Source organism: Marinicellulosiphila megalodicopiae (genome assembly GCF_045862395.1).
GTDB classification, from domain to species: Bacteria; Pseudomonadota; Gammaproteobacteria; order Pseudomonadales; family Natronospirillaceae; genus Marinicellulosiphila; species Marinicellulosiphila megalodicopiae.
Window position 1 is genome coordinate 1,504,872 of record NZ_AP023087.1, and the last position, 15,137, is coordinate 1,520,008.

The 15,137-nt window shown below is 36.2% G+C and carries 8 protein-coding genes; 7 read left to right on the forward strand and 1 reads right to left on the reverse strand.

Annotated features, from left to right (window positions below; all coding sequences use genetic code 11):
- Positions 1-28 precede the first annotated feature (28 nt).
- Positions 29-469: a YHS domain-containing (seleno)protein gene (locus TYM08_RS06325; RefSeq protein WP_422382122.1), complete on the forward strand. Its 441-nt coding sequence runs from the start codon at positions 29-31 to the stop codon at positions 467-469.
- Positions 470-1,347: 878 nt separating this feature from the next.
- On the forward strand, positions 1,348-1,734 hold the full coding sequence (locus tag TYM08_RS06330; RefSeq protein ID WP_422382123.1) for a hypothetical protein: 387 nt from the start codon (positions 1,348-1,350) through the stop codon (positions 1,732-1,734).
- A gap of 27 nt (positions 1,735-1,761) precedes the next feature.
- On the opposite strand, the gene TYM08_RS06335 is transcribed toward TYM08_RS06330, so the two are convergent.
- Positions 1,762-1,887 (reverse strand): hypothetical protein, encoded by a 126-nt coding sequence (locus tag TYM08_RS06335; protein WP_422382124.1) that lies wholly within the window; start codon positions 1,885-1,887, stop codon positions 1,762-1,764.
- A gap of 354 nt (positions 1,888-2,241) precedes the next feature.
- Here TYM08_RS06335 and TYM08_RS06340 point away from each other — a divergent pair, with 354 nt between their 5' ends.
- The 5 genes from TYM08_RS06340 to TYM08_RS06360 all read left to right on the forward strand — a co-directional run bounded on the left by TYM08_RS06340 (position 2,242) and on the right by TYM08_RS06360 (position 15,134).
- Positions 2,242-5,439 carry a c-type cytochrome gene (locus TYM08_RS06340; protein WP_422382125.1) on the forward strand — a complete coding sequence of 1,066 codons (3,198 nt, stop codon included), beginning with the start codon at positions 2,242-2,244 and terminating at the stop codon, positions 5,437-5,439.
- Positions 5,440-5,450: 11 nt separating this feature from the next.
- Entirely contained in the window at positions 5,451-6,830 is a 1,380-nt protein-coding gene (locus TYM08_RS06345; protein ID WP_422382126.1) for a hypothetical protein, read from the forward strand.
- 173 nt (positions 6,831-7,003) lie between these two features.
- A complete protein-coding gene (locus tag TYM08_RS06350; protein ID WP_422382127.1) occupies positions 7,004-10,273 on the forward strand; it encodes a discoidin domain-containing protein in 3,270 nt (1,089 codons plus the stop codon).
- 9 nt (positions 10,274-10,282) lie between these two features.
- Complete coding sequence (locus TYM08_RS06355; RefSeq protein WP_422382128.1) at positions 10,283-11,653, forward strand: DUF1501 domain-containing protein; 1,371 nt, start codon at positions 10,283-10,285, stop codon at positions 11,651-11,653.
- Positions 11,654-11,774: 121 nt separating this feature from the next.
- The gene (locus TYM08_RS06360; RefSeq protein ID WP_422382129.1) at positions 11,775-15,134 is read left to right on the forward strand and encodes a discoidin domain-containing protein; all 3,360 of its coding nucleotides are present in this window, start codon (positions 11,775-11,777) and stop codon (positions 15,132-15,134) included.
- Positions 15,135-15,137 lie beyond the last annotated feature (3 nt).

Below are 15,137 nucleotides of genomic sequence, written 5' to 3' on the forward strand. Positions count from 1 at the left end.
CATTCTGCTAAATCAAAAGAGAGTCATTATGAATAAATTTTTAGTCGCAATTTCTGTATTAGTTGTCAGTGTATTTAGTCATGCAAAACAAGATGTATATACGTCTTTTGCTAGTGATGAAGCCATTAAAGGTTACGATCCTGTAGCATATTTCACTCAAAATGAGGCCGTACAAGGCAGTGATGATTTTAGTTTTAATTGGATGGACGTAACCTGGTTATTTGCTTCCAAACAAAACCTTGATTTGTTTAAATCGAATCCTGAAAAGTACAGTCCTCAGTTTGGTGGGTATTGTGCTTTTGCTATGGCAAGTGGTAAAAAAGTAAAAATTAACCCTAAAAACTTCTCAATCATAGATGATAAATTGTATTTAAATTACAACTCTAAAGTGCAACAAAATTGGTTGAAAGACAGCGAAGCGTTAATTAAAAGAGCAAATGATGTTTGGGTGGACTTTGCTGAATACTGACATGTTGGTAGCAGCTTATTTTTCGCTATGTTTTACATTTGTGTTGCTATAAACGTAACTGTTTGATTTTAAATGGTTTTTAACAATAGCAAATCTTACTCGAATATTGCATGTATTGTACTATTTATCATGGCTTTTGCGGGGTTTGTAAAAAATGCGTTGAATGCTGCAACAACAATTTAAAACATAGCCTTATTTTTTAATTAGGCTGCTTTTTTATTGGTGTCAAAATACTTCAATAATTGCTTTCGTTCCTAAGAAAGTACGCCTCAAAATCACTACATAATGTTAAATGAGAATAATTAGATTGTGATTACTTTAAATTAATAATGTAACCGATTGTGAATAGATATATTTATTACTTATATTAAATGTAAATTAATTTACTTTTAATTTATGAGTTTTGTATTATTAGTTATGTATTATTTGTTTTATTTTATATTTATAATGTATTTTTTTTGGTTAAAGTGTAATTAAAATATACCATTTAAGTAATAATTATTATGATTTTTCAAAGTTAATGACTAGTTAAATGACTAATTAAATTGCTGAATTACAACTAATGATGGTTGTATATGTTACATTAATGACACAGGGTGTAATATATGTAATCGTTTTAATGCTCGGTTTCACAAATAGTACTTTAATTTATATTCCAAATGAAAAACATCCTATATATTCGGCGCAACTTCTTTAGAAAGCATAATTTAAAAGTAATAAAAATAGTAAATTATTTTCTTGTTACTTTTTATATTTTTAAGTGATTTTTTGATAAAAATTTTTTTCACGATTTTGCTTTGTTTAGTCTTAATACTTAAAATTAATCATTGATTGAAGTTAACGAAAATTAGTATTTATCAAATTTATTGAGGTCAGTTGTGAAAAAATCAGAAGATAATGAAGGTGTTTTAGAGTCCAATTATGAGAAAATTTCGAGCCATGATATCCAAGATTCTGAGCAGATAAATTCTTTGCAACTGTTGCAAAATATCGAAGTTGAATATATACAATCCGACAAGGTACTAGATTGTGAAAATGTAATTAATAAATATGTGATTCCAGATAAATATTTAGTCAAAGATGAAGGGGTAGATTTGACCCAAGAACCAAATTTAAAACAATTACTAAAAAAAGAACTTTCTCAAGAATTGATCTTAAAGGAAAAATTAAAAAGAGATATAGGGCTAAAACAAAGATTTAACAGAAAGCTTATTCGAAAATTAAAAAAAGAAATGACAGTATTAAAAAGTCAATATATTAAATAAAAAATTTGACGGTTGGAGTTATTAAATTTATTTGTTTAACCATTTTATAATGTCCATGTCCATGTCCATGTCCATGACCAAATCCAAATCCAAATCCAAATCCAAATCCAAATCCAAATCCAAATCCAAATCCAAATCCAAATCCAAATCCATGTACTGGTCCTAACTTGATCCTAAAAGGAGAATTATCTGTTGTTGAATAATTATTTATAAATACGATTGTCTTAAAATTTTATTGTAATTATGTTTTGAATTGTATTTTTTATTTTTTTTGTCTGGAGTAAGTTTGTTTTAAGTAGGGTTTTGTTCGGGTGTTTTTTATTAAAAATGTGCAAATTATGTAATTTTTATTAAATTTATTTACTCGTATTGTGATCAAAAGTATGTGTTTTAAGTTTTGGTTCACAATTTATTTATTAGGTGTATTGATTGAATACTTTTATGAGGTATGTTTTCAAAATAGTTCCATTTTATTAATTTAAATTTTTTATTTTTTGAGGTGTTCCCATGAACAAAATTATATTCTTATTTGTAATCATTTATAGTCTTACTGGATGTGGTTCGGATACGAAAATTGAAAGTGTTGATAATTATTCGAATAATGATGCAGAACAAACAAGTGTTAATTCTGAATTAGAAACTGATTTGAATACAAGTATATTAAATCCAAATGAGACCGAAACTGGGAGTGGCTTCGATATTAATAACGGCCAACGCCTGTTTGCATCCTCTGACTGCTCTGGTTGTCACATCGACAAGCAAGACGGTACAAGTGCTGGGGTTTTTCCTTTTGATGTAAATGCCCTTAAATTTCCAAATAGTGATGATTATTCGCAAGCCACCCAAGCAGAGCTGGCTCGTTATATAGAGCTAACCATGCCCACTACAGACCCAACGCAATGTGACGCAGCTTGTTCAGCCGATATTGCGCAATACTTATGGTCATTTTACGTAGCAACGCAAACACCTGTTAAGACCGAAACGCCTGCTGAAACCGAAACACCTGTTGAGACTGAAACCGATACTTCTGTTGACCCATTAATGGGTTACTCACTTAAGTCATCCGAAAAAGAATCTTTTAATTTAATTGGCATTTATAATGTTGCCTACGGTGCTAATGGTGAGTTTGAATTTTTAAATAATCAAACAGGCCAACTTACTTGTGCAAATGAAACATTTGGCAAAGACCCAATTCCTGGCGTTAAAAAAAGCTGTTACGTAGAATTTGTAGCGCAGTTTTCAACAGATTCTGAAAAATTATTTAATGAAAAAACCTGTAACCTTTGTCACTCACAAGGCAAACAACTCCCTAATTTAGCGCAATTAATAAATAACAATACCCTTGTAAATGTAATTCATACACAAATGCCAGTTAATAATATTACTGCCTGTGTCGATGACTGTGCAGAAATCTTGGCTCAATACATTATCAATAGATTTTCTTCAAATATAACTGAAACAGAAACGCAAACTGAAACTCAGACAGCAACAGAAACCATAACCATAACTGAAACTGAAACTGAAACTGAAACTGAAACTGAAACTGAAACTGCAACTGCAACTGAAACTGAAACTCAGACAGAAACGCAAACTGAAACAACTGCCGACATTGGAAATGGAAAACGTTTATTTGCCTCTGCTGTTTGCTCCCAATGCCATACCGATGAATTAAACGGAAGTGTATCTGGTGTATTTCCTTTTAATGTTAATAATTTAACATTTTCAAAAGGCGATGCTTACGAAAAAGATTCTGAAGCTGAACTAGCGCGTTACATTAAAGAAACGATGCCTAATTCTGATGCCACTGTGTGTCGAGAAATTTGCGCAAGAGATATTGCTGCTTATCTATGGACGTATTATTCACCTGAATCACAAACTTCTGAAATTTATGAATTACGCCCTGAGTCTTACTTACGTAAAGCAAAAAATATTTTAACGGGCCTTGCTATTACACAAGACGAATTAGTCGCGGTTCAAGAAGATCCTGCTGCTATGGATTTATTAGTGAGACAGTGGGTAGAGCATCCTAATTTTATGACAAAAATTGAGCCTTTTATAAAAGACAGTTTACAAAGTCATACTCAAGTTGGTCGCTTGCAAGTCCCACCGTTTATTTTAGGAACCGAAGCGGCTGCTGCCATTATTTTAAGAGGGCAAGACCAAGACATTTATGAAAATATTAGTAGCTACGCTCATCGTACCTTTATGAAAATTGTTGAAGATGAACAACCTTTTACTGATTTTGTCACAACCGAGCAATGGCAAATGACCCCTGCATTAATGAGTTTTATGATTGCAGGTGATGCAAAGCCTGCTAAAGATGATGAAACATTAACACTTAAAATTTCAGATTGTGACCAAACGGTTCCACTGGCTAAAATGGTAAGAGATCGTTTTTATTGCATACCTCAAGCAACCGTTTCTTCTATCCAACGAGATTTTATAAACAATAGAGACATAGGTGGCATGTGGGCAAGAATCATGACTGCAAATGGTATTGGTCAAAACGGTACGGTTAAAATAATGAAACCAAGTGATTTTAATACTTGGAAAACCGTAACAATAAAACCAATTACTGCTGACACACCAAAAGATGCCATCATATCACCTTTTGATTTAGCGGAACTACGAAATGCAGACACAATTTATGTGAATGTACCTCGCCCTGGATTTTTTAATACGTTCCCATTTTTAACTAAATGGCGTACCAACGTTGATAACGAATTTCGTGTAACGGTTAACCAAATGTTAATTGTGGCTTTAGGTAGCCCAATATCTATTGGCGATGACTCAATTCCATTTAGCACCATTGGTCTTGATGAAGAACACGCAAGCCAACCTGATTGTACTGCGTGTCATCAATTACTTGATCCGATGCGTGACTACTTTATGCGTGTCTATGATGCGAACTGGTCAAAACCTTTAAATAGAATATCGCCTCGCATGCCAAGCTTTACCTTTTCTGGACACTCTGATGATAGCGGACCAGAGCTAACTGATTTAGCACGTGCTATTTCTGAGCATCCTCAATTTGCTGAGGCCTGGGTTGTGAAACTTTGTATGTACACAAACTCAACACCATGTTCAACAAGTGACGACGAAGTACAGCGTGTTGCTCAAATATTTAAAGATTCCGATTTTAACTTTAAAGAATTAGTGATTGCGTATTTTAGTTCTGACTTAATTAAAACCCTTGTTGAAAATCAAACAACACTGGCAACCCCTTCAATTACGTCTGTTACCAGAAAAAATCATTTTTGTTTCAACTTAAAATCGCGCATGGCAAAAGTGGCCGGCAAAACCAATAATTTATATGAGCCATGTAATGACTCAAAACTGAATGTAAATAAAGTAGCGGCAGGTTTGCCATCTGATGAATGGGTTCGTGGTAATGAACAACCCGATCAACCGACGATTCCTGATTTATTTCATTATTCAGCTAGTGAAGGTATTTGTTTGAATGTTGCAAAAAATAAACTAGGCAGCGCTGAAATGCCAAACGGAACGTACCCGGAATTTAGAGATTATTTACTAGAAGACATTATGGGTGTCGTGCCTGCTGATGCTTATTACGACAGAACAGCACAAATTTTAAATCAGCATCACAATGCTGCTCGCGAACTTGGCGCTGATAAAACACAACGCTTTGTATCGTTATTTACATTGGCTTGTAGCTCGCCATTTCTAATTTCAATTGACTTTTAAGGGGCATTGCCATGAATGAATTACGTAGAGATTTACTAAAATACATAAGTACTGGCAGTGCAACGGTTCTATTAAGATCAGTTGTCTCAGGTATTCCTGCTGCTGCATTACTGACTATGTCAGCACCATCAATGGCGGCTAACTCTAGAAATGAAGAGGCCATGCCTCCGCAATTTTTAATGTTCAGTATGCGAACTGAAGGCGACCCAATGAACATTAACTGTCCTGGATCTTACGATTCAGGTGTTGATGTTGTGGTTAATAATCCTAGCCCTAAATTAGCACCTGTTGAGGTTTCACTTGGTGGTCAAATACATAGAGCATCGACGCCTTGGAGCACTTTACCCCAATGGGCTTTAGATCGAACGGCATTTATTCATCACAGAACTTACCAAGGCATTCATTCGCAATTTGGTAACGTGATGGAAATGGTGGGTAAAACGCGCGGCCCAGAAGGCGAAGCGAATTTTCCAGATCATTTGTCCTCAATCATTTCTCATGCAATGGCTGAACCTGATCGTTTTGGCACCATTCAAAGTCGCCCTATTCGTTTTGGCGGTGGCGGAGTTAAATACCAAAACCAATCCGTACAAGAAATGTCGCCTTCTGCATTACAAAGTTTGTTTGATGCGCCTAGCGGTGTTGAAAAGCAATTGCAAGATTTACGCGACCAAGAAGTTAATAAATTTTCAGACATGCTTAAACAAACGGGTAATAAAAAAGCGAGTAAATCTCAAACATTATGGCTTGATCAACACATTCGCTCTAAAGAAGAATTGCGTTCGTTAAACATACAGTTACTTGAAGGTTTTACTAAAATAAACAGTGGCGATTTACATGACCAAATTGATGCAGCGCTGCTTTGTTTTAAATTAAATCTATCATCTGTTGCAACCATTGGCATTCCATTTGGTGGTGACAACCATAACGATGAAGATTGGGAAAACGAAATTAACGGCACAATAAGTGGCTGTAATGATATGACATATTTTTTCAATCGTATTGAAGCTGAAGGCTTAAAAGACCAAGTAACCTTAGCAAATTTAAATGTATTTGGTCGTACATTCAGACAAATAAGAACAGGGCGTTCACATAATGCTGAGCACCATATGATGGCGATTACAGGAGCCAATATTAACCCAGGTGTCATCGGTGGGTTAATGCAAATAGGTAGTGATGCTGGTGCAACGGGCATTAACAGTTTAAGCGGTGCCTCAACCAATAGCGGTGATATACCTGCAACAGAAACGTTAGAGTCAGCAGCAAAAACATTAGCCTTTGCTGTAGGTGTTTCAAAAACTGTTATTAATACTCGTATTCAAGCAAAAGGTGAAAATTCACAAGGTGCGCCTGTAGGTAAAATTATTCATGCTGCAATAAAAAACACCTAGTTTAAAAAAGCCGTGTTCAACATTTTACACGGCTTTATTTTGATATTTTAAAATCTAAAAAAATCACCACTGATTTGAGTTGTAATAAATATCAATAAAAATGGATGATGGTATAAATGAATATTCATCTATGTGACTTAACACCCTAATCAATAATAAAATCGAGAACTGATATGAAAAATATCTTAGCTATTTTTGTTATGACTTTTATTTTTATAAGTTGTGATACAAATACATCCCCCGTACTAGATCCCACCAATAATAATGGTGATTTTATTTCAACAATTTCAGAAACTGAAACAGCAGCTGAAACCCAAACACCTGTTGAGACCGAAACGCCTGTTAACACTGAAACACCCGTTGAGACTGAAACGCCTGTTGAAACCGAAACACCTGTTGAGACCGAAACACCTGTTGAAACCGAAACCGATATTTCTGTTGACCCATTAATCGGTTACTCACTTAAGTCATCCGAAAAAGAGTCCTTTAATTTAATTGGCATATATAATGTTGCCTATGGTGCTAATGGCGAGTTTGAATTTTTAAATAATCAAACAGGCCAACTTACTTGTGCAAATGAAACATTTGGCAAAGACCCAATTCCAGGGGTTAAAAAAAGCTGTTACGTAGAATTTGTAGCGCAGTTTTCTACAGAGTCTGAACAATTATTTAATGAAAAAACCTGTAACCTTTGCCACTCACAAGGTAAACAACTTCCTAATTTAGCACAATTAATTGATAACAATACTCTTGTAAATGTAATTCATACAGACATGCCAAAAAACAATGTGACTGCCTGCATTGATGAATGTGCAGAAACATTGGCTCAATACATTATCAATAGATTTTCTTCAAATCTAACTGAAACTGAAACAGAAACGCAAACTGAAACTCAGACAGAAACAGAAACAGAAACAGAAACAGAAACAGATATTAATCATGTAACGATCGAATCAACAAACTGGATATTAACCTCAAGTCACAATGAAGCAGATATTTATAATCTAGCTGATAAAGACATGAATACTCGTTGGGCTACAAAAGCAACGCAAATACCTGGTCAGTGGATTAATATAGATTTGGGTGAGTCTTATTTTGTAAGTAATATAGTAATGGATCACAACCTAAATCCGGACGGTTTTCCAAGAAGTTATGACGTTTCTTATTCTAATGATGGCATAAATTGGATTGATGCACTTACCGATCAAATTGGCACATCCCCTAAAACAATCATCAGCCTTGATAATATTACTGCGCAATATATTACCATTACGCAAACCAGCACTTTTGATAGTAGATGGTGGTCGATTCATGAATTAAGTATTCAAGGCGAACTTAGTGGAATGACGGTTGAACCACCCAAACCAGTAGAACCTTCCGTTTTATTTGAAACAAAAGGTTGTGCTAATTGTCATGCTGGTGGCGCTCAATTACCTAATTTAACCAGTCGAGTTGAAAACGATACTTTAATTTCTACAATCACTAATAACATGCCACCGACAAATCCAATTGACTGTATCGACGACTGTGCAACCTCATTAGCGAACTACATTAAAGAACAATTTTACGTACCCACAAGCACAGAAAGTATTCAAAAATCTGAAGTGCCTATTGAATCGGTGATGCGTAAAGCAAAATTGTTAATCAATGGTTCAGCATTAACCAATACCGAATTAAATACGGTTAAACTGGATGCATCAGCAATGCCTGACTTAATTCGTCAATGGCAACAAACCGCTGGCTACACTGAAAAAATGGAATGGTTTTTAGAAGAAAACTTACAACTTGCCCATGAGCTAGGCCCTGATGAATATATTGGACAATTACGCGGGTACATAAGAGCAAACATACCAACACGATATATTAATCAAACCATTTATGAAAACGGTCATGAGTCTGCAATTAAAACAATTATGGAATTAATTGTTCAAGAAAACAAACCGTTTACAGACATTGCTACTCAAGACGAATGGATGATGACACCTGCGCTTATGAGTTTATTTTTAGCCATTGATCACCCGAATGAAAAACAATTATTAGATTTTAAAATTGGCGTAGATTTATCTGAAGAAGAAAAACAATACACCATGCAACAAAAAATCAATACCCGTCGCTTTTACTTTCCAGCACCACAAGGGCAAACAGGGTTTATTAATCAAAGAGGCGATTACGACACGCTTATAACTCGTCCTGAAATTGCATTTGTTTGGGGAGCATTAAATCAGTATTCCGATCAAACAAGTGGGGGGAATCAATTTAAATTATTTAAACCTCAAGATTATACAAATTGGAAAAAAGTCAAAATTGTTAAAGCAACCGATGAAAACAGACCTATACGTTTTTGGGATTTACCCGCAATTCGTCAAACTGATACCTTGTATTTAGACACTGAAAGATTAGGATTTTTTACGCACCCTAACTTCTTTGCACGCTGGGAAACTAACGATGACAATCAATGGCGAGTTACCATTAACCAGGCATTAATTACTGCATTAAATCAAAGCTTTGCTGGTGATGATGTGTCGATCACTATTAATGAAGATGCCATTACACCTGACCATGCGGCCCCTGGTACTGATTGTTATGGGTGTCACCGTTTGTTAGATCCAATGCGAAATTATTTTAGAAATAATTTTGATGACAGTTTTGGTAAACCAAGAACACAGGCTGAAAAAGCAGCCATTAAACAGTCTGCATCATTTAGCTTTAATGACCATGTCGAAATGGGCAGTTCATTAAAAGACTTAGGTAACGCACTTGCTACGCATCCAAACTTTGCTAAAGGCTGGGTACAAAAATTGTGTTTTTATGCTAACTCACAAGACTGTGTTGAAACAGATGAAGATTTTATTGCGGTAAGTGAAGCATTTAAAACGTCTAACTTTAATTTTAATGAATTAATTGTTGAATTTTTTAGCTCAGATTTGATAGCAAAAAATATTGAAGAACAATCAGATCGCGCACAACCTGCCTATGCGTCAATCACTCGCAGACAGCACATGTGCGAATTATTGCAACAACGTTTAAGTAATTACTCTGGAAATGATGTGGACCCCTGCGTTGACACTAACAATCAAATTAAAATATTAAGTGAAAGTATTCCTGAAGATACTTGGACTCGTGGCGCATTAAAACCTGCCACTCCCACACGCCCTAATATGTTCGCTTATGCCACGATGGAAAATATGTGTCGACGCATTGCTGTGTACTATTACAACAAGCCTGAATTTCCTGTTCTTGCTATTGACGATTTTTTAGATCAATACTTATTGCCTGAAATTATGGGTATTGCTTCTAATGATTCAAGATTTGATGTGATTCGCGCAGGTTTGAAAAATCATAATGACAACCTTGCCAGTATTAATGGAAATTTATACGAGCGCTTAATTTCAGTTTTCACTTTAGGCTGTACGTCTGCCTTAATATCTTCAGTCGATTTTTAGGAGACACTCATGAAAAAATTAACATCACGCAGAGCACTTTTAAAAGCAATGAGCGCACAGGGCGGGTTATGGACAACTCGATCTTTTGCAACCGGACTGCCAATGGGCGTTTTACTTGGTGCAATACCATCAGACGAAGCCATTGCAGCAACAATTGATCATCCACAGTATTTAATGATGGCACTGAGTCATTTTGGCGAACCAATTAACAATAACTGTCCTGGAGTTTATGACACAGGATTAGATGGCGTGCATCACAACACACAACCAAGCATGGTCGCTCAAAATGTTGAGTTAGGCTCTGGCACTTATCGAGCAGCGAAACCTTGGGCTGATTTGCAAAAAAGCGTACCTTGGGCCATGGATCGAATGAGTTTTATTCATCACGATACACGCACTAATATTCATGCACAGTATTCAGGTGTCATGAAATTAATGGGCAGCTCTCGTGGACCAAACAGTGAAACCAATTCGCCTGAATTTTTACCATCGATATTATCAGCAGCTTTGCAGCCAATTCATCAAACCATTCAAGCACCACCATTATATTTAGGTGGCCCTGAAGTGGATTTTGAAGGACAGGCAATTGGTCAAATCAACCCTAGTTCTATGAAAACATTATTTCCTTCTTTTAATAATAGAGATCAATTAATTCGAGAAATGCGTGACGCGGATTTAATGGCGTTAAATGAACAACTCAAAAAAACAGGCACTCGCAAACAAAAAGCATGGCTTGATGATCAGGTGCAATCGTTAGTAGAAGTTAGAAAACTCAATGAAGAACTTATTGCAAAATTTTCAGAAGTAAAATACGAAGATAAAAATTTAGGGTTAATCGATGCTTCAATTATTGCCTTTAAATTAAATATGACCTCAGTAGTAACACTTAATTTAAATTTTGGTGGCGACAATCATATTGACCCTGGTTTACTAGATGAAGCCAACGGCACAGTGCAAAGTTGTAAAGAAATGGTACACATGTTTGAAAGTCTTAAAACACATGGTATGGAAGACAAAGTCACTTTTGCAGCCTGTGGCGTTTTTGGCCGTACATTACGAAAAGTAAAAAACGGTGACGGTCGTGATCATAATTTACATCACCATGTGACAGTACTAGCAGGTAAAAATGTGAAGTCAGGTGTTATTGGTGGATTGCGCGAATTTGGTGGAGACTTTGGTGCGATGCCAATTAATTCCACAACGGGGGCTGGTGATATGAATGGTGATATTCCACTTGATGAATCATTAGAAAGTGTGGCTAAAACCATTGGCGCGGCATGCGGCTTAAAACCCTATGCAATGAATCGACGCATTAAACGTGCAGGCGCAGATGGTGACTCAAACGTGGGTAAAATAATTACGGCTGCGATAGTGAGTTAATTAACAATAAAGGCATTTTTTAATTTTAAAAAATGCCTTTTAATAATTATAAACCCTCTATCTAAAGTCCAAAAAAATCTAGAAAGGATTATTTTAAAATAATTTAAAGAGTAATAACAACATGAATAATCATATAGTACTAACGAGTGCACTTTCTACCGCTTTAATATTTTCATCCTGTGGTGATAGCACTGAAGATGCCGTTACACCTACTGATGTAACTGATACTCAAACTCAAGAAACAACAACACAAACTGGGTCAGAAGTTTTAACACAAACTGAATCAGAAACTAAAACCGATACACCAACTGAATCGGAAGTACCAACACAAACACAAACTAAAACTAAAACTGAAACTGAAACTGAAACAGAAGTGATAACCGAGACTCAAACAGATACAACCATTGCTCCTGTTTTAATAAATGGCGTTTGGATCAGTGCTAGTGCAAGTGACGAAAATTTACCTGTTAATGTTTATGATCAAGACATTAACACTCGCTGGTCTGCTCAAGGTATTGGTCAATGGATTCAATTTGAATTTAACGACACACAAACTCTTGAAGGATTAGATATTGCTTTTGTAAAAGGCGATGAACGCACCACTGATTTTACTTTTGAATATTCATCAGATGCATTGCAATGGACTGAAATTTCAACTCATACATCAAGCGGCGCATCGTTAGATTTTGAATACTTTGATATTAACCCAACGAATACTCAATTTTTAAGAATAGTGGGTGGCGGTAATTCAATTTCAGATTGGAGCAGTTTAGCTGAAGTAATCTTTTATTTTGACGAAGATAAAGTGATTACACCTACTCAAACAGAAACAGAAACAGAAACAGAAATTACCGTTGAATATGATTTGTATTCACAAACCGGTGAAGATGATCTTTGGATGGATGTGCTTGCCAAAGATAATTTACAACCATTAGGGCAAACCAGTACTACCGGTGTTACAGGATCCATTATCAATGTTAAAAATGCATTAGTTGAAACCACGCCTTATGCTAAAAATGCACAACTTGGTGAGCATTTAAAATTACATACAGTGGCAAATTCAGACATTGATTCCAATGATTTTTCTAAATGGAGTCGTTGGTATCAAGAAGATGGCGACACTCAAATATTTCGATTATTTAAGTCAGAAGAAAACACAAGAAACTCAAGAGCACTTGCCGCTAGAAGCGAGGTATATAGTCCACAAAATCGTTGGAATGTTGAAGCTGGGGTTTGGCGAGAATTTCAAGCACGCTTTACAATTATCAACGCAAAAGGCTGTGGGTTTGAGCATACTTGTTCGTTGATGCAAGCCAAAGGTAACGAAGTAGATCACTGGTCGGTAATGTTACGTTTAGATGGTGATGGACACTTATGGTTTAAACCAAGAGTGGGCGATACTTTTATTGTTGCGCGTAATATGGAAGGCAAAGGCATTGATTTACGAGTGCGTGATAACGGTTTAGATTATGAAATGTACGTTGACGGTATTTTAAAAGGCACCGGTCAATGGGAACGTACTGATGAAATTGGCTATCGTTGGGGTCTTTATATTGGCGCAAGCGAAGTGGTTGATGATGTCATGATATTTGTGTCGGGGGTTAACATGTTTTCATCTCAACCGCCTGCTGGATATATTTTTGCCGCTCATCCTAATGAAGAAATACACATCAAAGGACAGATGGATATTGCATGGGGCATTGACGGGGATTTTGTTTATTTAAATAATCAAACTGAAAATATAACCTGCGAAAATTCTTCTTTTGATTTTGATCCCGCTGTTGGTAAAACAAAGCAGTGTTTCACAAAAGTATCCGACAACAATGATGCTCCAGACGGCTTTACTTTTATAGCAAACGGACAAGCATATTTTGATGTTGTCGGCACAATGGATATTGCATTTGGTGCAGAAGGCAAATTTAATTATCGCCGCAATCTTCATGCTGACTATCCAAACACACTGACACTTCAATGTAATCGTGCAAACTTTGGCGACCCGATTCCTAGTGTTAATAAAAAATGTTATTACAAATCCGTGCCCGCTTCACAAGCACCCAGTGGTTACGAATGGGTAGCTGACGAAGGTAAAGAGGTTATTATTAATGGCGAGGCTAATCTTGCTTTTGGTACTAATGGTGAATTTGTATATTTAAATAATCAAATCGGAAGCGTGATGTGTAACAACGCAAGCTTTGGTAGTGATCCTGTACCTGGAGTACGTAAAGCGTGTTACCTACAAGATTTATTTGTAGTTTCTACAACCCCTACTCCAGATCCCGATCCTGAAGAAGTCACAACTAACGGCATTAAACATCCTGGAATGATGACACCTATTTCTCAATTAAATATTTTAAAAACACGCTTTGCGAATGGCCATGCTGTGACAATAGCGCGAGTTCAAGAAATGTTTGATTTAATTAATCGAAATGGACGCCGTATTAGAAATCCTGAACAAGAAAATTTTGCAGCAGGTGGCGCAGGGTTAATTTATTGCGGCAGTTACAACAAAGATAAAAACGGTGAGCGAACCGTGCAAGCTTGTAATTGGCCAACTGAAGATGGCATTGACGTTTACACCCTAGCGTTATTAGGGTTTATTACAGGTGATGCACAGTACTCTGAAGAAGCCATGGATTATTTAGAATCTTGGACAAACACAGATAATTTTCGAGGCTTTGATCCAGAAGGCTCAAATGCAGCATTGCAATATGGCTGGGTATTACCGTGGTATGCAAATGCCGCTGAAGTGTTACGTTACACTTATGATGGCTGGACAAATTCCCATACTCAAGATATGAATGCATTCACCAATCTAATGCTACCTCGCGTGACTGGCGACAAAGATGGCGCAGCTAATAATTGGTTACACGCTCGTATTGAAGCGCATATGAGTGCTGCCATTTGGTTAAGTAATAAAAACATGATGGACAAAGCGATCAGTCGCTGGAAAGAACACACGCCATCTTATATTTATATTGCCGCAGATAATGGCATACCCGTAATGCCTACGTCGTCCAAAAGTGCAGAAAAAGGTATTCGTGCTTGGGACACAAATAAATTTGTACCGGGCATGACTTTAGAAACCTGTCGTGATTTAGTTCATCAAGATTTAGGAGTACGTGCCATTATCAATACATTGGTGTTAGCAAAATCACAAGGCATTGATATCACCCAAGGCAATGATAATGCCGAACGAATTAGAAAATATATGGAAGTGCAACCAAAATGGGGACAGTCACGTCAATCAAATCCAGATGGTGTTTGCAAAAATCCAGTGGTCATTCAAGGCAATGATACATCGGGTCGAATGCTAAAAGACAATACCGTGCGTTTTCCAATGCCACTTGCTCATGTATTATTCGCCACAGACAACCGACCTTTAAATTTAGCGTTACAAGATATTGAAAAAAGCTCAGCTACCACTGCTCAACGTTGGATTAAAAAATGGGAATCTTTATATGCGTCTACTTATTTTGATTAATTT